The sequence below is a fragment of the Collimonas silvisoli genome, from assembly GCF_018305005.1.
In the GTDB taxonomy this organism is placed as follows: Bacteria; Pseudomonadota; Gammaproteobacteria; order Burkholderiales; family Burkholderiaceae_D; genus Collimonas; species Collimonas silvisoli.
The window spans coordinates 20,843-39,787 of record NZ_JAGQEG010000031.1 but is presented as its reverse complement, the minus strand read 5'-3'; the positions used below and the strand labels follow the sequence as shown (position 1 = coordinate 39,787).

General features: G+C 56.7%; 18 protein-coding genes. 5 read left to right on the top strand and 13 right to left on the bottom strand.

Annotation, left to right across the window (positions count from 1 at the left end; all coding sequences use genetic code 11):
• The first annotated feature begins 119 nt into the window (after nt 1–119).
• From KHU33_RS10715 to KHU33_RS10700, 4 genes are all read left to right on the top strand, one after another.
• Complete coding sequence (locus KHU33_RS10715; protein ID WP_211462841.1) at nt 120–1,535, top strand: circularly permuted type 2 ATP-grasp protein; 1,416 nt, start codon at nt 120–122, stop codon at nt 1,533–1,535.
• Between the two features lies 1 nt (nt 1,536).
• Complete coding sequence (locus KHU33_RS10710; protein WP_211462840.1) at nt 1,537–2,538, top strand: alpha-E domain-containing protein; 1,002 nt, start codon at nt 1,537–1,539, stop codon at nt 2,536–2,538.
• Nucleotides 2,539–2,544: 6 nt separating this feature from the next.
• On the top strand, nt 2,545–3,357 hold the full coding sequence (locus tag KHU33_RS10705; protein WP_211462839.1) for a transglutaminase family protein: 813 nt from the start codon (nt 2,545–2,547) through the stop codon (nt 3,355–3,357).
• 127 nt (nt 3,358–3,484) lie between these two features.
• Nucleotides 3,485–4,360: a peptidase gene (locus tag KHU33_RS10700; protein WP_211462838.1), complete on the top strand. Its 876-nt coding sequence runs from the start codon at nt 3,485–3,487 to the stop codon at nt 4,358–4,360.
• A gap of 98 nt (nt 4,361–4,458) precedes the next feature.
• On the opposite strand, the gene panB is transcribed toward KHU33_RS10700, so the two are convergent.
• The 7 genes from panB to KHU33_RS10665 all read right to left on the bottom strand — a co-directional run bounded on the left by panB (nt 4,459) and on the right by KHU33_RS10665 (nt 10,446).
• Nucleotides 4,459–5,301, bottom strand: coding sequence for a 3-methyl-2-oxobutanoate hydroxymethyltransferase (gene panB / locus KHU33_RS10695; RefSeq protein WP_211462837.1), 843 nt, complete (start codon nt 5,299–5,301; stop codon nt 4,459–4,461).
• Nucleotides 5,302–5,303: 2 nt separating this feature from the next.
• Complete coding sequence (locus KHU33_RS10690) at nt 5,304–5,951, bottom strand: deoxynucleoside kinase (protein ID WP_211462836.1); 648 nt, start codon at nt 5,949–5,951, stop codon at nt 5,304–5,306.
• Between the two features lie 110 nt (nt 5,952–6,061).
• A complete protein-coding gene (folK, locus tag KHU33_RS10685; protein ID WP_211462835.1) occupies nt 6,062–6,562 on the bottom strand; it encodes a 2-amino-4-hydroxy-6-hydroxymethyldihydropteridine diphosphokinase in 501 nt (166 codons plus the stop codon).
• Nucleotides 6,559–7,938, bottom strand: a complete 1,380-nt coding sequence (gene pcnB / locus KHU33_RS10680) for a polynucleotide adenylyltransferase PcnB (protein ID WP_211462834.1) — start codon at nt 7,936–7,938, stop codon at nt 6,559–6,561. Before pcnB ends, folK begins: the two co-directional genes overlap by 4 nt.
• Nucleotides 7,935–8,609: a histidinol-phosphatase gene (locus tag KHU33_RS10675; protein WP_211462833.1), complete on the bottom strand. Its 675-nt coding sequence runs from the start codon at nt 8,607–8,609 to the stop codon at nt 7,935–7,937. The genes pcnB and KHU33_RS10675 overlap by 4 nt, the downstream gene beginning before the upstream one ends.
• Nucleotides 8,606–9,307, bottom strand: a complete 702-nt coding sequence (gene hda, locus KHU33_RS10670; protein WP_211462832.1) for a DnaA regulatory inactivator Hda — start codon at nt 9,305–9,307, stop codon at nt 8,606–8,608. The genes KHU33_RS10675 and hda overlap by 4 nt, the downstream gene beginning before the upstream one ends.
• Nucleotides 9,308–9,363: 56 nt before the next feature.
• Nucleotides 9,364–10,446, bottom strand: coding sequence for an AI-2E family transporter (locus KHU33_RS10665; RefSeq protein WP_211462831.1), 1,083 nt, complete (start codon nt 10,444–10,446; stop codon nt 9,364–9,366).
• Between the two features lie 262 nt (nt 10,447–10,708).
• Here KHU33_RS10665 and purM point away from each other — a divergent pair, with 262 nt between their 5' ends.
• A complete protein-coding gene (gene purM, locus KHU33_RS10660; RefSeq protein ID WP_211462830.1) occupies nt 10,709–11,761 on the top strand; it encodes a phosphoribosylformylglycinamidine cyclo-ligase in 1,053 nt (350 codons plus the stop codon).
• A 103-nt stretch (nt 11,762–11,864) separates the two neighbouring features.
• Here the strand turns inward: purM and can are convergent, their stop codons facing one another.
• From can to hemH, 6 genes are all read right to left on the bottom strand, one after another.
• Nucleotides 11,865–12,533 carry a carbonate dehydratase gene (gene can, locus KHU33_RS10655; RefSeq protein WP_211462829.1) on the bottom strand — a complete coding sequence of 223 codons (669 nt, stop codon included), beginning with the start codon at nt 12,531–12,533 and terminating at the stop codon, nt 11,865–11,867.
• A gap of 134 nt (nt 12,534–12,667) precedes the next feature.
• Nucleotides 12,668–13,267: a chalcone isomerase family protein gene (locus KHU33_RS10650; RefSeq protein WP_211462828.1), complete on the bottom strand. Its 600-nt coding sequence runs from the start codon at nt 13,265–13,267 to the stop codon at nt 12,668–12,670.
• A gap of 210 nt (nt 13,268–13,477) precedes the next feature.
• Nucleotides 13,478–14,599: a molecular chaperone DnaJ gene (dnaJ, locus tag KHU33_RS10645; protein WP_211462827.1), complete on the bottom strand. Its 1,122-nt coding sequence runs from the start codon at nt 14,597–14,599 to the stop codon at nt 13,478–13,480.
• Between the two features lie 116 nt (nt 14,600–14,715).
• Nucleotides 14,716–16,650 (bottom strand): molecular chaperone DnaK, encoded by a 1,935-nt coding sequence (dnaK, locus tag KHU33_RS10640; RefSeq protein WP_211462826.1) that lies wholly within the window; start codon nt 16,648–16,650, stop codon nt 14,716–14,718.
• A 104-nt stretch (nt 16,651–16,754) separates the two neighbouring features.
• Entirely contained in the window at nt 16,755–17,294 is a 540-nt protein-coding gene (gene grpE, locus KHU33_RS10635) for a nucleotide exchange factor GrpE (RefSeq protein WP_211462825.1), read from the bottom strand.
• A gap of 539 nt (nt 17,295–17,833) precedes the next feature.
• Nucleotides 17,834–18,940 carry a ferrochelatase gene (gene hemH, locus KHU33_RS10630; RefSeq protein ID WP_211462824.1) on the bottom strand — a complete coding sequence of 369 codons (1,107 nt, stop codon included), beginning with the start codon at nt 18,938–18,940 and terminating at the stop codon, nt 17,834–17,836.
• Nucleotides 18,941–18,945 lie beyond the last annotated feature (5 nt).

Sequence of the window (18,945 nt, the reverse complement as noted above, 5' to 3'; positions counted from 1 at the left end):
GCAATCCAGGCGAAAAAATCGGCAACAAACAGCAACAAACAGCTCCTGACAGCTCGCTACGGGCACGCTTCTTGATAGCTACTTGATAGTTTCCGATCAAACCACAGCAAAGCAAGATTATGGCAAATTTTTTCGATGAAATGTACTCCGATGGCAAGTCGTCGGTGCGTCCGCACTATGACGAATTTGCTTCCTGGCTGGCGGCCCAGTCCGCTGAAACGATCGCCCGCAAACGCGCTGAAGCCGACCTGATTTTCCGGCGAGTCGGGATTACCTTCGCCGTGTATGGCAACGACGCCGGCACTGAACGTCTGATCCCCTTCGACATCATTCCGCGCATCATCCATGCGCAAGAGTGGGCGCAACTCGAAGCCGGCCTGATCCAGCGCGTCAAGGCGCTCAACATGTTCATCCACGATATCTATCACGACCAGAATATCGTCAAGGCAGGCGTGATACCGGCTGAACAGATTTTCCGCAACGCCCAGTACCGCCCCGAAATGCAGGGCATCTCGGTCGCTTCGGATATCTATGCGCATATTGCCGGGGTTGATATCGTGCGTGCCGGCCAGGGCGAGTTTTACGTGCTGGAAGATAATCTGCGGGTGCCTTCAGGCGTGTCTTACATGCTGGAAAATCGCAAGATGATGATGCGGCTGTTCCCCGAGCTGTTCCTGCGCCACAAGATTGCGCCGGTCGATCACTATCCCGACATGCTGCTGGATAATCTGCGTTCGGTGGCGCCGGTGGGCGTGACCGATCCGACCGTGGTGGTGATGACGCCGGGGATGTATAACTCGGCCTACTTCGAACACGCTTTCCTGGCTCAGCAAATGGGCGTGGAACTGGTCGAAGGCCAGGATCTTTTTGTTAGCGATAACGCGGTCTACATGCGTACCACGCGCGGCCCCAAGCGGGTCGACGTGATCTACCGCCGGATCGACGACGATTATCTCGATCCGCTCGCCTTCCGCGCCGATTCATCGCTCGGCGTGCCGGGCTTGCTGTCGGTGTACCGCGCCGGCAATGTCACGCTGGCCAACGCCATCGGCACCGGCGTTGCCGATGACAAATCGGTATATCCGTTTGTGCCGGACATGGTGCAGTTCTATCTGTCGGAGAAGCCGATCCTCAACAATGTCCCGACTTTCCAGTGCCGCAAGAAAGAGGATTTGCAGTACACCCTCGATAATCTCAAGGACCTGGTGGTCAAGGAAGTGCATGGCGCCGGCGGTTACGGCATGCTGGTCGGACCGGCGTCGACCAAGCAGGAAATCGAAGATTTCCGCCAGCGCGTGATTGCCAAGCCGGACGGTTATATTTCCCAGCCGACCCTGGCGTTATCCGCTTGCCCAACCTATGTCGAGTCCGGCATCGCGCCGCGCCACCTGGATCTGAGGCCGTTTGTACTATCCGGAAAAAATGTCTCCCTGGTGCGCGGCGGCCTGACCCGCGTCGCCCTCAAGGAAGGCTCGCTGGTAGTCAACTCGTCGCAAGGCGGCGGCACTAAAGACACTTGGATTCTGGAGAAATAACATGCTGAGTCGCACCGCCGATCATTTATTCTGGATGGCCCGCTACACCGAGCGGGCAGAAAATACCGCGCGCATGCTCGATGTGCACGTGCAAACCGGCTTGCTGCCGCAATCGGTCGAAGATGTCGAAAAAGGCTGGCGCGCAGTCCTCGGCATTTCCGAACTGACCCAGGCCTACGACAAGAAATACAGCGTAGTCACGCAAAAAGACGTGATTGACTTCATGGTGCGCGATCCCAGCAATTCGTCCTCGATCGCCTCCTGCCTGAAACAGGCGCGCGAGAACGCACGGGCGGTACGTGGCGCGCTGACTACCGAAGCCTGGGAAATCCAGAACGCCACCTGGATCAAGATGCAGAGTTATCTGCAGACCGATGCGCTGGAACAAAATCCGAGCGAGTTTTTCGAGTGGGTCAAGCATCGCTCGCATCTGTCACGCGGCGTCACCATCGGCACCATGCTCAAGGACGAAGCATTTCACTTTATCCGCCTGGGCACCTTCCTGGAACGCGCTGACAACACCGCGCGCATCATCGATGTCAAATTCCATGGCGCCAAGGAAGGCGCTTACAAGAAAGGCTTGCAAAACGGCCAGCAACAAAGCCAAAGCCAGGAACAGGACGCCATCGCCGATCCGCAAATCGATTTCTACTACTGGGCGGCGATTCTGCGTTCCGTCTCCGGTTTTGAAATTTACCGCAAGGTGTACCGCGATGTGATCACCCCGGCCCGCGTGGCCGACCTGCTGATCTTGCGCCCGGACATGCCGCGCTCGCTGCTGTCTTGCATGGAACAGGTGGTCGGCAATCTGAAGCATGTGCACAACGACACGTCTTCCGATACCGAACGGTTCGCCGGGAAATTGCACGCCGACCTGAAATTCAGCAATCTCGATGAAATTCTCGACGCCGGCCTGCATGACTACCTGACCCGTTTCTTCGAGCGCATTTTCGAGCTCGGCAACCGGATCAGCCGCGATTTCCTGGTGCCCCTCAATACCTGACCTGACATGCTACTGACCATCCGGCATGAAACGGTTTATCACTACACCGCAGCGCTGACTTACACGATTCAGCAGCTGCGGCTGACGCCCCGTGCCGAAGCCCAGCAGCGCACGCTGGCGTGGCAGATCAGCAGTTCCGGCAGCCGTCATCCGTTCACCGATGCGTTCGGCAATCTCAGCCATATGCTGACCATCACCAAACCCCACCCTGAGGTGCGCATCATCGCCGAAGGCACGGTAGCGGTGACGCCGCTGCAACAGGGCCGGCTGCCGCAAGCGGGGGAATTCTCACCCCTGGTATTTACGGTGCCGACCCAGCTGACGCAGGCTACCGCCGCCGTGATGGATTTTGCGCATCGGAATCTGTGCGCGGGCGCCGGCAGCAAACAACTGCTGGATCTGGCACAAGCTATCTGTGTTGCTGTCGCCTATCAAGGCGGCTCCACCGCCGTCACCAGCAGCGCCGACGATGCGCTGGCGCTGGGCCAGGGGGTGTGCCAGGATCATGCGCATTTGTTCCTGGCTTGCTGTCACATAGCCGGTATCCCGGCGCGCTATGTGTCTGGCTATATCGATCCCGGCAATACCAGCCATGCCGAAAGCCATGCCTGGGTCGATGTCTGGGTGCAGGACAGCGATTTTGCCGGCTGGCTTAGCATCGACGTGACCCACGCATGTTTTGCCAGCGACAATTATTGCAGGCTGGCAATTGGGCGCGATTACGATTCGGCCGCGCCGGTGCGCGGTGTGCGTCGCGGCGGCGGCGAAGAAACCCTGACTGTGCAGGTCAATGTTTCTGCTTTGCCATCGGAGCAATAAGGGGTTCAATAAGCAGTTCACATTAATTCACAATAACTTGTCGCACCTGCAACACAAAACCTCAATCTGACCGGGAAACCGCTTTAGCTTCCTGTAAAATCGCCATTTTGTATTTTTCTTCGACATCATGACTTACTGCGTTGCCCTACGCCTGGGTTCCGGCCTGGTCTTTCTTTCCGACTCACGCACCAATGCGGGAGTCGACCATGTCGCCACCGCGCGCAAGATGAGCGTGTTCGAAAATCCCGGCGAACGCCTGATGGTGTTCATGACCGCCGGCAATCTGTCGATTTCGCAGTCCATCAAACAGGTCATCGGCGAACACGTGAATGCTGCCGGCAAGACCATCTGGACCGTCAGCTCGATGTACGAAGCGGCACAGATAGTCGGCGAAGCGGTACGCATCGTGTATGACCGCGACGCCCAGAAACTGGAAAAATTCGGCATCGATTTTAATGTCGGCATCATTTTCGGCGGCCAGATCAAGGGCGAAGGCTGCCGTCTGTTCCAGGTGTATGCGGCCGGCAATTTCATCGAATCGCTGAATGAAAACACCTATTTCCAGATCGGCGAAGCGAAATACGGCAAGCCGATCCTCGACCGCGTGATCACCCCCGCATCGACCCTGGATGAGGCCGCAAAATGCGCGCTGATTTCCATGGATTCCACCATGCGCTCCAACATCTCAGTCGGTTTGCCGCTGGACCTGTTGCTGTATGGCGCAGACACGCTGGCCGTTACGCGCTTCGTAACGATCGACGAGAAAAATCAATACTTCCAGATGATTCACGAAAACTGGGGCAAGCAACTGAAAGCCGTGTTTAACGGCATCGCCGATCCGGTCTGGAACGCCAACCCGGAAACCGCCTCGAATGTGGTGCTGGCAAAGGGTTCTATCAACGAACCGCTGGTATTGGCGCCGCCTCTGGTAAGCCGCGGCGGCAGTCAGCCGGCGCCATTGCAAACCTTGGCGCAAGGCGCTGACAGCAATAAGCAACACTAAAAAAGCAGCACTGAAAACCGACGTATCGGCATTCACGGCGACTCCTTGAGCAAGGCGTCGCCGTTTTAGTTTGCATTAGTTTGCAGCCTCAGACCATCTCAGAAACAATGCTCCGGCGCAGGAAACGATTTATCCTTCACCGCGCTGACATACGCCAGCACAGCCGCATCGATACTGGTCTGGCCCTGCATGAAGTCTTTCACGAAACGCGCTTTGTGGCCGGGGAAAACACCCATCAGATCGTGCATCACCAGCACCTGGCCGGAGCAGTCCGGGCCGGCGCCGATGCCGATGGTCGGAATGCTCAGCATCTCGCTGACTTCCTTGCCCAGCGCCGCTGGAATCGCTTCCAGCACCAGCAGGCTGGCGCCCGCTTCTTGTAGCGCCATGGCGTCGGCCTTCAGCTGCTCGGCGGCCGCGGTCGACTTGCCCTGCACCTTGTATCCGCCCATCTGATGCACCGATTGCGGCGTCAGGCCGAGATGGCCGCAGACCGGAATCGCGCGCTCGGTGAGGAAACGCACGGTGGGCGCCAGCCAGGTGCCGCCTTCGATCTTGACCATTTGCGCGCCGGCCTGGATTACCGGCACTGCGTTCTCGAACGCGCTTTGCGGCGTAGCGTAAGCGCCGAACGGCAGGTCGGCCAGCACCAGTGCGCTACGATTGCCGCGCGCTACGCTGGCGGTGTGGTACACGATGTCTTGGATGGTGACTGGCAGGGTCGATGTGTGGCCTTGGCACACCATGCCGAGCGAATCGCCGATCAGCAGGGTTTCAACGCCGCAGCGGTCCATCAAGGCGGCGAAGCTGGCGTCGTAACAAGTCAGCATGGTGATTTTTTCACCTTTGTCGCGCAGGGCCTGCAAGGCCGGGATGGTGACCGGTTTGCTGCGCTTGGTAGCATGCGCCGCCGGATCACTGCTCTGTATATATCCTGCCATTGTCATTCTCCACGATTGAAAAATTCACGCTTGCCGCGCATGCCGTCGATGCGCGCCAAGAGCAAGTTGAAATCGGCGTCGTTGCCGGCCAGCTCCAGATGTTCGTTATTGACGATCAGCAGCGGCGCGTCGTCGTAGTGATAGAAGAAGCGGCTGTAGCTTTCGCACAGATGCGTCAGATACTCCGGCGAGATCGCCGCTTCCATTTCGATGCCGCGCTTTTTGATGCGTTCGATCAAGGTTTCCGGCTCGGCTTGCAGATAGATCACCAGGTCCGGCGTCGCTACCTGCGGCCGCAGATGATCGTACATTTGCTGGTATAACTTGAGTTCCTCGTCGGCCAGGGTCAGGCTGGCAAAAATCGGATCCTTGGCCAGCATGAAATCGGCAACCAGATGATTGGGGCTGTCGAACAAATCGTTCTGCGCCGAGTCGCGCAACTGGTTGATGCGCTGGAACAGGAAAAACATTTGTGTCGACAGCGCGTAGCGCGGAGCGTCACGGTAAAACTTCTCCAGAAAGGGATTGGCTTGCGGTTGCTCCAGCAAGACTTTACACCCCAGATGCATGGCGATCTTGTTCACCAGCGTAGTCTTGCCGACCCCGATCGGGCCTTCTACGACGATATATTTATAACTGTCTAGATTCATGTTTAAGAGTGAAACGCTGTATGCGTGAAGGGAACAGTGTGCCAGAAGCTGACGCATCCGGCAGACGGCCGTCATTAAACAGATTTTATGCGCAGATTCTTATACGATTCTTATACTTTGCGGATGGCCTGGTCGGCGACTTGCGGGGCAAACTGATGTGCTGGGCCTTGCTGGGGAATGACGATGAAGGGATCGATCTGCAATAGCGGAATCAGAACGAAAGCGCGTTGCGTCATGCGCGGGTGCGGTACGGTTAGCAGCGCGTCCTGGAACGTCGCCTGGCCATACAACAACAAGTCCAGATCCAGTGTGCGCGGTGCATTGGGATAAGGACGCTGGCGGCCGAAATCCTGTTCGATCTGCTGCAAGCCCTGCAGCAAGGCATGCGCGCTCAAGCGGGTTTTGACGCGCGCCACGGCGTTGATGTAATCGTCGCCGCCGGCGTCCAGCGGCGCCGTGCAAAACAGGCTCGATTGCGCATCCAGCCTGCTCTCAGGCAACTTGCCTAGTTGCAGAATGGCGCGCTGAACCTGGGCTTGGGCGTCACCCAGATTGGCGCCGATGCCGATGTAAGCGGTGACCGCTTCGGCAGCAGGAGAGATTGCCGTCATTGACCACCTTGATCGTCGTTGCTGCGGCTGCCTGGATTGACCGTCTTGGCGCCGCTACGCGAACCGCGCCGGCGTGGACGTTTTTTTGCCGGAGCAGCTTCGGCAGCGGCTTTCGGTTTTTGCGCTATCAGCACTTCACGCTGAGCGCCGTCGCCTTCCATGAAAGCCGTCCACCACTCGCCGATTTCGCTGTCGATCTCGCCCGAGGCGCAACGCAGCAGCAGGAAATCGTAGCCGGCGCGCAAGCGCAAATGCTCCAACAACTTGTAAGGCGTCTTGCCGGTACGGCGCTCAAAACGCGGCTGCATGGCCCAGATATCGCGCATGTCGGAGGCGATCTTGCGTTGCAGAGCCAGTTTGTCGGTTTGCGCTTCCAGGACATCGTCGGCGGCCAGATGCAGCGCCGGGATCGGGAATTCGCCAGCAGCCTTGTAGGCGCTCCATTTTTCCAATACCTGGTGCCACAGCAACGAGGCAAACAGGAAGCCGGGAGAAACCGGTTTGCCTTGCTGCACGCGGATATCGGTGTTGGCCAGCGCCAGCGTGACGAATTTTTCGCCTAGCGGTTGTTCCAGCACCACGTCCAGCAACGGCAGCAAGCCATGATGCAAACCTTCCTGGCGCAATTGCTGCAGGCAAGCCAGCGCATGGCCGCTCATCAGCAGTTTCAGCATTTCGTCGAATACCCGTGCGGCGGGTACATTGTCGATCAGCGCCGCCATCACCGGTATCGGCGCCCGGGTGGCCGGATCGATAGTAAATTTGAGCTTGGCGGCGAAGCGCACGATGCGCAGCATGCGCACCGGGTCTTCCCGGTAACGCGCTTCCGGTTCGCCGATAATGCGCAGGGTCTTGGCACGGATATCGTCTATGCCGCCGTGGTAGTCGAGCACGCTCTCGGTAGCCGGATCGTAGTACATCGCATTGATGGTGAAATCGCGCCGTACCGCATCTTCGTGCTGCTCGCCGAAGGTGTTGTCGCGCAATACGCGGCCATGCTCGTCTTTCGGCGAACCGTCGGAGGACGCACCGCGGAAAGTGGTGACTTCGATCAGCTCCTGGCCGAACATCACATGCACGATCTGGAACCGCTTGCCGATGATGAAAGCGCGCCGGAACAAACGCTTGACCTGTTCCGGCGTGGCGTTGGTGGCGACGTCGAAATCCTTAGGCTTCACGCCCAGCAGCAGATCGCGCACTGCACCGCCGACGATGAAGGCTTTGTAGCCGTTATCCTGCAGGGTCTTGGTGACTCTTACTGCATTAGGAGAAACCAGTTGCGGATTGATGCCGTGCTGTTTCGGGCCGAGTATCAACGGTTGGGTGGGATCTTTTTTCTTTTTCCCGAGGATGGAGCGAATCAGCTTCTTGATCATTGCGCGTCGAATAAATTCAGGATGGGCCAGCCGTGGGTAATTGCATGCTCTTTCAGGCGAGCGTTCGGATTGGTGGCGATGGGGTCGGTGACCAGCGCCATCAGCGGCAGGTCGTTGTGCGAATCGCTATAGAAATAACTGCGCGGGAAACTGGCCAGCGTCATGTCCATGGTCGCCAGCCAGGCATGGGTATGAGTGACTTTGCCGGGGCCGTAGGTTGGCGTATCCGCCAGCTTGCCGGTAATCTCGCCGTCGCCGGTGGTTTCCGGGTCCGAGGCGATCAGGAAATCGACGCCCAGGGCTTTGGCAATCGGCTCTGTCACAAAACTGTTGGTGGCCGTCACGATTGCCACCAGGTCGCCGGCATCCTGATGTTTTTGCAGCAAGGCGCGCGCCGCCGGAGTAATTTGCGGCAGGATCACTTGCGCCATGAACTGCTCATGCCAGGCGTCGAGCTGCTTGCGCGGAAATTTTGCCAGCGTGCCGAAGGCGAATTCCAGGTATTTGACCGGATCGAGCGTGCCGGCCTGGTATTGCGCAAACCACTCGGCGTTGCTCTTTTCAAACGCGTTGGGATCAACCGCGCCGATGCGCGCCAGGAACTGCCCCCATTCATAGTCTGAGTCGACGGGCAACAGCGTATGGTCAAGGTCGAATAAGGCCAGGTTCATAGTGATTGTTTATCTTCGGATTCGAGTTGCAACAAACTGCGTAACAAAGGCAGCGTTATAGGGCGCTGGGTCTCCAGCGAATAGCGGTCGAGCTCGTCCAGCATGGCCGACAAAGACCGCATATCGCGCCGGAAATGCGTAATCAGATAGGGTAACACGCCGTTCGACAGATGCAGGCCGCGCGCCAGCGCGGCATGTGTCAGCGCGGCGATCTTTTCTTCATCGCTCAAACCGTGCAATTGATAAATAAGGCCCCAGCCGAGGCGGGTCCGCAAGTCTTCGCGCACACTCAGCTCGGACGGCGGCAATTCGCCGCTGGTGACCAGCCAGCCGCCGTGCTCGCGAATCTGGTTGAACAGGTTGAAAGCTTCAATCTGATCGCCCGCCGACAATTTATCGCAGTCGTCGATCAGGTAGCCGGTCACATCCGGCGAGAAATTAAAGACATCGCCGTTATATTGGCTGCCACGGATCAAGCGGGCGCCAGTGCTGCTGGCCAATGCATGCAGCACATGGCTTTTGCCGGCGCCGGCGTCGCCCCACAGGTAGACAAAACGATCGCCCGGCGCGGTGAGGGATGTCGCCGACGGCGCGACCAGACGCTGCAAGAACTGTAAGGCTTCTTGGTTCTGCCCGACCACAAAAGTGTCCAGGGTCTGCGGTTCTTCCGCAGTTATGTCCAGCGTTAACTGCCTCATACTCGTTTCTTCTAAGGAGGCTCGCTACGGTCTATCGAGCCTCCTTTTTAATTTAATTAGTGTTGATAAAAACTACTGTTGAGGTAGTGTGCGCGCACATGCTTGACCACAACCGACATGATCGCCGAACATGGCAGCGCCAATAGTATGCCGACGAAGCCGAATAGCTGGCCAAAGGCCATCAACGCAAAAATCACTACCAGCGGATGCAGACCGATACGTTCGCCTACCAGGCGCGGCGTCAGGATAAAACTTTCCAGCACCTGGCCGACGCCATACACGATGGCGACCGCAATCAGGCCATGCCAGCCGCTGAACTGCAGCATCGCCGCAATCAGCGCCAGCACCAGTCCAAGGCCGAAGCCGACATACGGAATGAATACCAGCAAACCGGTAATAATGCCGACCGGCAACGCCACATCGAAGCCGGCAATCGCCAGCCCGGTCGAATAATAAATCGCCAGAACCAACATTACCAGCAATTGACCGCGCAAATACTGCGCCAGCAGGCTATCCACCTCTTGCGTCATGTTGCCGGTCTTGCCTTGCCAGCGGCGCGGCACCAGCCTGCCGACCCGCTCGACAATCGAATGCCAGTCCTGCAACAGATAAAACAGCACGACCGGCACCAGCAGTATGGTGGCAATCCAGCCCAGCACTGCGGTGCCGCCGACCTTGACCGAGGCCAGCACCGAGCTCCAGATCTCTTCGCCGCTGGTAGACAATTGCTTGGTCAGCATTTCCTTGATGCCGGTCCCGTCCAGCCGCACATTGATGCCGAAATCCTGCAAATGCGGGCCGATCAGGCCGTCCAGCTTGTTCAGGAAACTCGGGATCTGATCTTGCAACAAAGGAAATTCTTTGCGCAACACCGGTATCACGATCAAGATCACCGCCAGGATGGCGAACACTAGCAGCAGTATCACGACCAGCACCGCCAGCGCGCGCGGGAAAGGAAATTTGCCGATGCGCCGGCGCGACAGCCAATCCACTCCTGGATTAAGTGCGTAGGCAAGAATGGCGGAAGCGATGAAAGGCGTCAGAATCGGCCCCAAGGCGACCATTAACGCCACAAGCAATAGCCCAATTCCCAGCCACAACGCAGTTTGTTTTTGTTCGTCGGTAAAAGAAAATGGCATGGACTCGAAAGTTTGGTGGATCGGTTTGATAAAATACCGCTTTTACCGCGCAATAACCCGGCCGAAACCAAGCGATTGATAAGCTAAAAAAAAAGACAAAGCCCGTGGAAAAGACGTATTTCGCGTATTTTCCACTAGCTGCCCTCTTGTTTGGCTGTTTTTGGCCGGTTATTTGACCTGATAGACAACGCTGAAACGGCGATGAATATCGGGTGCGTGGCCGAATTCCCTCTATTTTACCGCCTCTGCCGCCAATCACATCATGACTTCCACTTCAAACGTTTCCAACGTGCCTCTCTCTTATCGCGATGCGGGTGTCGACATCGACGCCGGCGACGCCCTGGTCGAGGCCATCAAGCCTTTTGCCAAGCGCACCATGCGTGAAGGCGTGATGGGCGGCATCGGCGGTTTCGGCGCCTTGTTCGAAATCAGCAAGAAATTCAAGGAGCCGGTGCTGGTCTCCGGCACCGACGGCGTCGGCACCAAGCTGAAACTGGCTTTCCACCTGAAACGTCACGATACGGTCGGCATCGACCTGGTCGCGATGAGCGTCAACGACATTCTGGTGCAAGGCGCCGAACCCTTGTTTTTCCTGGATTACTTCGCTTGCGGCAAACTCGATGTGCCTAGCGCCACCGACGTTATCAAGGGCATCGCCAAAGGCTGCGAGCTGGCAGGCTGCGCCCTGATCGGCGGCGAAACCGCTGAAATGCCAAGCATGTATCCCGATGGCGAATACGACCTGGCCGGCTTCGCCGTCGGCGCGGTTGAAAAATCCAAGCTGATCGACGGCAGCAAGATCGTACCGGGCGACGTGGTGCTGGGCCTGGCGTCGTCGGGCGCGCACTCCAACGGTTATTCGCTGGTGCGCAAGATCATCGAAGTCGCCCAGCCTGATCTCGATGCCGATTTCCACGGCCGCAAGCTGGCCGACGTGCTGATGGAGCCGACCCGGATTTACGTCAAGCCGTTGCTGGCGCTGATGGAGTCGATGGAAGTCAAAGGCATGGTGCATATCACCGGCGGCGGCCTGGTGGAAAATATCCCGCGCGTGCTGCAAGACAATCTGACTGCGGTATTGCACAGCGATAGCTGGACCATGCCGCCGCTGTTTACCTGGCTGCAACAGCACGGCCAGGTTGCCGACGCAGAAATGCATCGGGTCTTCAACTGCGGTATCGGCATGACTGTCATCGTCGCCAAGGAAAACGCCGACGCCGCAATCGCGCAGTTGCAAGCCGCAGGGGAAACCGTCAGCCGGATTGGCGAAATCCGTGCCCGCGCCGAGGGTGAAGCGCAAACGATCGTAGTCTAATTATTGCGGGACGAAGCCTCAAAAAAAGACGACCGATTTATCGGTCGTTTTTTTTCGTGTTTTATTTAATGACTGCGGCGCTACAACACAATCTCAAGCAGCTTTAATCTTCATAGCGCTTCAAACTGGCCGCCATTCCTTTGTCCAGATCGGACATGCAGCTGACGGTCACTTCCAGATCCCGCAACAAGCCGTCCCGCACGCTGTACACCCAGCTATGAATGGTCAGCGGTTGGCCACGGTCCCAGGCGTCCTGGACGATGGTGGTGCGGCAAATATTGGCAACCTGTTCCATGGAATTCAGCTCACACAGACGATCGTGGCGTACGCTTTCCGGCAAGGCTTCGCCCAGATAGCGCTCATGCTTCTGATGCACATCCTCGACATAGCGCAGCCAGTTGTCGGCCAGCCCGACACGACGCTTGGTCAGCGCAGCATGGACGCCGGAGCAGCCATAATGGCCGACCACGAAAACATGCTTTACCTTCAGTACATCTACCGCGAACTGCAATACCGACAAGCAATTCAGGTCGCTATGCGCAACCACGTTGGCGATATTGCGGTGAACGAATAACTCACCCGGCAGCAAGCCCAGCAACTCATTTGCCGGCACCCTGCTGTCGGAACACCCAATCCAGAAATACTCCGGCGCCTGTTGCGACGCCAGGGTCTTGAAAAAATCCGGATCGCGGGCGGTGATTGCCGCCGCCCACTCACGGTTTCTCTGGAAAAGGTCTTCTCGGGTCAGGGATTGCTTGTTGTTTGCTGTCATTGTTTTCCATTAAATAAAGTTCCATCTGCATGTTATTTTTACATTACATGCACGACATCCTGGGCCTTATTTTATAGAAACTTGGCTATTCCCATCTGCTTTTATCCGATAGCCGCCATTCCTTCCGGCCCTACCTATCCCTGCTGACCTAACAGCGAGAGCTTCAATTTGCTGTCGGCAGGTTTCTCGCCCAGCCAGATTTTCAGCAAAGCGTTATAGAAAACCTGATCGGGCAAGGTCTCCGATACCGGCTTGCCGTTAAAGTGGATCTGCGTGCCAACGCCTGGAATCCAGTCGGTGGTCAGCACGTCACCCTTTTTCAGCTCCGGGATCGAGGCAAACAGTTCGCCGAATTTCAGCAGCTGATTAACGATCTTCGATTTATCAGCCTTATCCACATTGTTTTGGATGCCCGCCATGAAAGCCCGGCTGAAATCTTCGCTGCTGACATCGCGCAGCATGACCAGTTCGATACGCCGCGGCCCGGCAGCAGCCAGCACATCCGGCACCGTGGTTTTCTTCTCGGTCAAATATAAGGCCGCGGTATAGACCTTGAAAATCACTTTATAGCGAATCCCGGCGCCGTTCAGCTTCAAGTCCTGACTGCCGACTTTTGCCGTTTCGTCGATCTTGACGCCAGCCACATCCAGCGCAAATGCGCTCTGCGCCAATAACAGCGCAGACAATACGCAGGCGCAAGCCCCTGCACGCTTCAAACGAGCAACTACTTTCATGTCTCCTCCTATGGTTTGTATATGGAGTTTGTGTTGATCGCAAATAAAAGAACGATCGTTTTATTATTACCTTATACAGAATAGAGAGCTGAACAAAATTATGCAATAAAGAAATTATTAAAGATGGCTGGACAGTCCGCCCGACGGACATGGAAAAAGCCGCCAACCTTGCATGGTTGGCGGCTTTTGCAGGGCTCAGAGCAGGCTTTCTTACTCGAAAAACTCTTTCACCTTGTCTTTCCAGGACTTGCTCTGCGGGCTGTGCTTGGCGCCGCCTTCGCTGGTCAGTTGCTCGAATTCCTGCAGCAATTCCTTTTGCCTGTCGCTCAGCTTGACCGGAGTTTCCACCACCACGTGGCAGAACAGATCGCCGGCATAACCCGAGCGCACGCCCTTGATGCCCTTGCTGCGCAGACGGAAAGTCTTGCCGGACTGGGTGCCGTCGGGAATCGTGAACGAGGCTTTGCCGTTCAAGGTCGGCACTTCGATTTCCCCGCCCAAAGCGGCTTTGGCAAACGAGATCGGCATTTCGCAATGGAGATCGTCGCCTTCGCGCTGGAACACCGCGTGCGGCTTGATGTGGATTTCCACATACAAATCGCCGGTCGGTCCGCCGTTCATGCCTGGCTCGCCGTTGCCGGAAGAACGAATCCGCATGCCGTCGTCGATTCCGGCCGGGATCTTCACTTCCAGTGTCTTGTTGCGCTTGATACGGCCGGCGCCGCTGCAAGACGGGCAAGGTTCGGGAATGATCTTGCCGCTGCCATGGCATTTCGGGCAAGTCTGCTGGATGCTGAAAAAGCCTTGCTGCATCCTGACCTGGCCGTGGCCGCCGCAGGTCGGACAGGTGATCGGCTCGGTGCCGGCCTTGGCGCCGCTGCCGTGGCAAGGCTCGCATTCATCCCAGGACGGCACGCGGATGGTGGTATCGAAACCGTGTGCGGCTTGCTCCAGCGTGATTTCGAGGTTGTAGCGCAAATCGGCGCCGCGATACACTTGCGGCCCGCCGCGGCCGCCGCGACCGCCGCCGCCGCCGAAGATATCGCCGAAGATATCGCCAATCGCGTCGGCAAAACCGCCGCCGCCACCGCCGCCGCCCATATTCGGGTCGACGCCGGCATGGCCGTAGCGATCGTAGGCTTCGCGCTTTTGCGGATCAGCCAGCATTTCGTAGGCTTCTTTCGCCTCTTTGAATTTTTCTTCCGCACCTTTGCTATCCGGATTGCGGTCCGGATGATGCTTCATTGCGAGCTTGCGATACGCCTTCTTGATTTCTTCATCAGAAGCGTTTTTCGCCACACCCAATATTTCGTAAAAATCACGCTTCGCCATCTTTTTGCACCCTGTTGTTTAAGCGAAAACGCCGAACAGAGCTGCAATAGCATCTGCCCGGCGCGTCTTCGCACTAGCTTGCCAATTTAAATTGGCAGACCAGCACTGACAAGACCTTACTTATCCTTCACTTCCTTGAAGTCAGCATCAACCACGTCGTCTTCTTTCGGCTTGGCTTCAGCACCCGCTGCACCGGCTTCAGCACCGCCTGCGGCAGCTTGCTGGGCCTGCATGTCAGCGTACATCTTTTCGCCGAGCTTTTGCGCTGCAGTAGTCAGGGCTGCTGTCTTGTTATCGATGGCGGCCTTGTCGCTGCCCTTCAATACTTCTTCCAGTTCCTTGATCGCTGCTTCGATGCTGGCCTTCTCGCCGGCTTCCAGCTTGTCGCCGTATTCAGTCAGGGATTTGCGGGTCGAATGGACCAGTGCATCGCCTTGATTATGCGCTTCTGCCAGTTCTTTCAGGCGCTTGTCTTCTTCGGCATTCGCCTCGGCGTCGCGCACCATCTTCTGGATCTCTTCTTCGGTCAGACCGGAGTTAGCCTTGATGGTGATCTTGTTTTCCTTGCCGGTGGCCTTGTCCTTGGCGCCGACGTGGAGAATACCGTTGGCGTCGATGTCGAAGGTCACTTCGATCTGCGGCGTGCCGCGTGCTGCCGGCGGGATGCCTTCCAGATTGAATTCGCCCAGGCCCTTGTTGCCGGCTGCCATCTCGCGCTCACCTTGGAAAACCTTGATGGTCACGGCCGGCTGGTTGTCGTCGGCAGTCGAGAACACCTGACTGAATTTGGTCGGGATGGTGGTGTTCTTCTGGATCATCTTGGTCATCACGCCGCCCATGGTTTCGATACCCAGCGACAACGGCGTCACGTCCAGCAGCAGCAAGTCCTTGCGGTCGCCCGACAATACCGAGCCCTGGATCGCGGCGCCGACAGCCACTGCTTCGTCAGGGTTGACGTCCTTGCGCGGATCCTTGCCGAAGAATTCCTTCACCTTTTCCTGCACCTTAGGCATACGGGTCATGCCGCCGACCAGGATGATGTCGTCGATGTCGGACACTTTGACGCCGGCGTCCTTGATCGCGATGCGGCAAGGCTCGATGGTCTTGGCAATCAGCTCTTCCACCAGCGATTCCAGCTTGGCGCGGGTCATCTTCAGGTTCAAGTGGATAGGCGCGCCGTTCGCCATGGCGATGTACGGTTCGTTGATTTCTGTCTGTTGCGAGGACGACAGTTCGATCTTGGCGCGCTCGGCCGACGCCTTGATACGTTGCAGCGCAATCGCATCCTTGCCCAGGTCGATGCCGTTGATCTTCTTGAACTCGTCCAGGATGTAATCGATGATGCGTTGGTCGAAGTCTTCGCCGCCGAGGAAAGTGTCGCCATTGGTGGACAGCACTTCAAATTGCTTTTCGCCATCGACATCGGCGATTTCAATGATGGAAACGTCGAAAGTACCGCCGCCCAGGTCATACACGGCAATCTTGCGATCGCCTTTTTCCGCCTTGTCCAGGCCGAATGCCAGCGCAGCCGCAGTCGGCTCGTTGATGATGCGCTTGACGTCCAGACCGGCGATACGGCCGGCATCCTTGGTAGCCTGGCGCTGCGCATCGTTAAAGTAAGCCGGCACCGTGATCACGGCTTCGGTGACTTCTTCGCCAAGGTAATCTTCGGCAGTCTTCTTCATCTTGCGCAGCACTTCCGCGGAAATTTGCGGTGGCGCCAGTTTTTGGTCGCGCACGCCAACCCATGCATCGCCGTTGTCGGCTTTGAGGATTTGGTAAGGCATCAGGGCGATGTCTTTTTGCACTTCTTTTTCGTCGAATTTGCGGCCGATCAGACGCTTGGTTGCGTACAGCGTGTTTTTCGGATTAGTCACGGCCTGGCGTTTGGCAGGGGCGCCAACCAGGATTTCGCCGTCTTCTTGATAAGCGATGATAGAAGGCGTAGTACGCGCGCCTTCCGAGTTTTCGATCACTTTAGGTTGACCGCCTTCGATAACTGAAACGCAAGAATTGGTAGTACCCAAGTCAATGCCGATGATTTTACCCATGGTGTATGCCCTTTACTGAATATATGGTTAATGTTTTGATGGTCTGAATATAGGGAGAAAAGCAGCGCTTTCAAGCGCTGACCTGTTCACTTTTGGCTTTTTTTCTATTTTCCTTGCGCCACCACGACCAGTGCAGGCCGCAACAGGCGGTCGGCAATGGTGTATCCCTTTTGCAGCACAGTCACCACGGTATTGGATTCTTGCTCTGCCGGCACGGTTGAAATTGCCTGGTGTTTCATCGGATCAAGCTTGTCGCCGACTTGCGGCGAAATTTCCAGCAAACGATTTCTTTCGAAGGCTGAGGACATCTGCTTCAAGGTCATTTCCACGCCTTCCTTGAGCGACTCCACCGATGGCGTTTCGATTTTCAACGCCATTTCAAGATTGTCCTTGACCGGCACCAGCGCCTCGGCAAAACCTTCAATCGCAAATTTATGAGCGCGCGCAATATCTTCCTGGGCACGGCGGCGCACGTTTTCGGCTTCGGCCTTGGCGCGCAGGAAAGCATCTTGCATCTCGGCGATCTTGGCTTGCGCTTCCGACAACTGCACTTCCAGCGTCGACTCAGGGATTACCGTTGCATCCTCGGCAACGGAGTTCTTTTCCGCTTGCGTCTGTTCGTTCTGATTTTCCATGTGTTCCATTCAAAAACCTCCAACAATCAATAACTTAGTAAGTATAAAGAGCCAAATGAGGCTATGCCCTTACTTTTTCAAGGGTTAAAAAATTTGCGCCTTGATTCGGCCTTGATAGGCTTGATCCAATGGCAGGTAAAGGGCAACAACGGACCGCAACCGCATCAAAGCCTGGCAACAAATTGAAACAATATTTACCAACCATGGGTTTGCTGCAACGCGACATCGGAACTATGCTGAAGGTGTGGGTTCAAGCAAGGAACAGCGCTTTTGGAGAATTACTTTTCCCGCAACAAACAAAAAGGGGAATACCGTGAAACTATCGTTAATTTCCGCATTTCTGGTCGTTTATATTTTGCTTGCGGCAAGCTGGATCAGCTATTCGCAACTGGTCGCCCTGTATTAAGAGTGACTGCTTGCCTCGATATCTACCACTTGCAAAACAAGCAACAATCTTCCATACGCCCTCAACACTGGGCGCTCATTATAGTTGTGCCTTGCCTGAACGGCGCACAAACACCCAAAATTTCTGTATCGGACCGGCTGTTTTATTGGCTTGCGCCCAGACGCACAGCTTGTTGCCGTGAGGCTTCGGCCCGCTGTTTCGCTTCTTGCCGTTCGCTCTCGGTCAGGTGAGTCGGCCAGCCGATCAGATGTTCCTCCACCAAGTTAGCCATGGCGGATATCCAGCCCGGCGCCTGGTTCAGGCACGCGATGAAATGGAACTCCTTGCCGCCCGCCGCCAGGAAATCCTGTTTCGCCTCTATCGCAATTTCCTCCAATGTCTCCAGGCAATCGCTGGTGAAGCCTGGGCACATCACGTCGACGCGGCCGACACCCTGCTTTGCCAGTTTTTGCAAAGTCGGCGCGGTATAGGGCTGCAGCCATTCAGCCTTGCCGAAGCGCGACTGGAAAGTCAGCTGATATTGCTCAGGCCCCAGTCCCAGCTGCTGCGCCAGCAAGCGCGCGGTTTTTTGACATTCGCAATGATAGGGATCGCCCAGCGCCAAAGTACGCTTCGGCACCCCATGAAAACTCATGATCAGTTTGTCTGGCGTGCCATGCATTGCCCAGTAGGCCAGCACCGACTCTTTCAACGCCTGGATATACGCTTCGTGATCGTGATAATGCTTGATGAAACGTAGTTCGGGAACATTGCGCACTTGCGCATAATGGGCAAATACCGCGTCATAGATCGACGCTGTGGTGGTTGCCGAATATTGCGGATAGGCGGGCAAGATCAGGATCCGCTCGCAACCCTCCGCTTTCAGCTGCTCCAGCACTTCCGCTATCGCCGGCGTGCCGTAGCGCATTGCATAAGCCACTTGGAGCTGATGCCCGCGCTGCCCCAGATAACCGCGCAGCAAAATCGCCTGCTTGCTGGTATGGACCTTGAGCGGTGAACCTTCGTTGCTCCAGATGGACGCATATTTATGCGCCGACTTGCTGGAACGGAACGGCAGAATCACACAATGCAAAATCCACCACCAGATCGCCCGCGGGATTTCCACCACGCGCGGATCGGACAGGAATTGCTTCAGGTAGCTGCGCACCGCCTTGGTGGTCGGCGCATCCGGGGTGCCCAGATTGACCAGCAGCACCGCAGTCTTGCCAGTCTTGCCATGCGTGAACGGGGGTTCTTTACGAAATGCCATGCAGG

Coding starts and splice junctions, on each gene's coding strand:
- KHU33_RS10715 (WP_211462841.1), top strand. CDS start 120: ATGGCAAATTTTTTCGATGAAATGTACTCCGATGGCAAGTCGTCGGTG.
- KHU33_RS10710 (WP_211462840.1), top strand. CDS start 1,537: ATGCTGAGTCGCACCGCCGATCATTTATTCTGGATGGCCCGCTACACC.
- KHU33_RS10705 (WP_211462839.1), top strand. CDS start 2,545: ATGCTACTGACCATCCGGCATGAAACGGTTTATCACTACACCGCAGCG.
- KHU33_RS10700 (WP_211462838.1), top strand. CDS start 3,485: ATGACTTACTGCGTTGCCCTACGCCTGGGTTCCGGCCTGGTCTTTCTT.
- panB (WP_211462837.1), bottom strand. CDS start 5,301: ATGGCAGGATATATACAGAGCAGTGATCCGGCGGCGCATGCTACCAAG.
- KHU33_RS10690 (WP_211462836.1), bottom strand. CDS start 5,951: ATGAATCTAGACAGTTATAAATATATCGTCGTAGAAGGCCCGATCGGG.
- folK (WP_211462835.1), bottom strand. CDS start 6,562: ATGACGGCAATCTCTCCTGCTGCCGAAGCGGTCACCGCTTACATCGGC.
- pcnB (WP_211462834.1), bottom strand. CDS start 7,938: ATGATCAAGAAGCTGATTCGCTCCATCCTCGGGAAAAAGAAAAAAGAT.
- KHU33_RS10675 (WP_211462833.1), bottom strand. CDS start 8,609: ATGAACCTGGCCTTATTCGACCTTGACCATACGCTGTTGCCCGTCGAC.
- hda (WP_211462832.1), bottom strand. CDS start 9,307: ATGAGGCAGTTAACGCTGGACATAACTGCGGAAGAACCGCAGACCCTG.
- KHU33_RS10665 (WP_211462831.1), bottom strand. CDS start 10,446: ATGCCATTTTCTTTTACCGACGAACAAAAACAAACTGCGTTGTGGCTG.
- purM (WP_211462830.1), top strand. CDS start 10,709: ATGACTTCCACTTCAAACGTTTCCAACGTGCCTCTCTCTTATCGCGAT.
- can (WP_211462829.1), bottom strand. CDS start 12,533: ATGACAGCAAACAACAAGCAATCCCTGACCCGAGAAGACCTTTTCCAG.
- KHU33_RS10650 (WP_211462828.1), bottom strand. CDS start 13,267: ATGAAAGTAGTTGCTCGTTTGAAGCGTGCAGGGGCTTGCGCCTGCGTA.
- dnaJ (WP_211462827.1), bottom strand. CDS start 14,599: ATGGCGAAGCGTGATTTTTACGAAATATTGGGTGTGGCGAAAAACGCT.
- dnaK (WP_211462826.1), bottom strand. CDS start 16,650: ATGGGTAAAATCATCGGCATTGACTTGGGTACTACCAATTCTTGCGTT.
- grpE (WP_211462825.1), bottom strand. CDS start 17,294: ATGGAACACATGGAAAATCAGAACGAACAGACGCAAGCGGAAAAGAAC.
- hemH (WP_211462824.1), bottom strand. CDS start 18,940: ATGGCATTTCGTAAAGAACCCCCGTTCACGCATGGCAAGACTGGCAAG.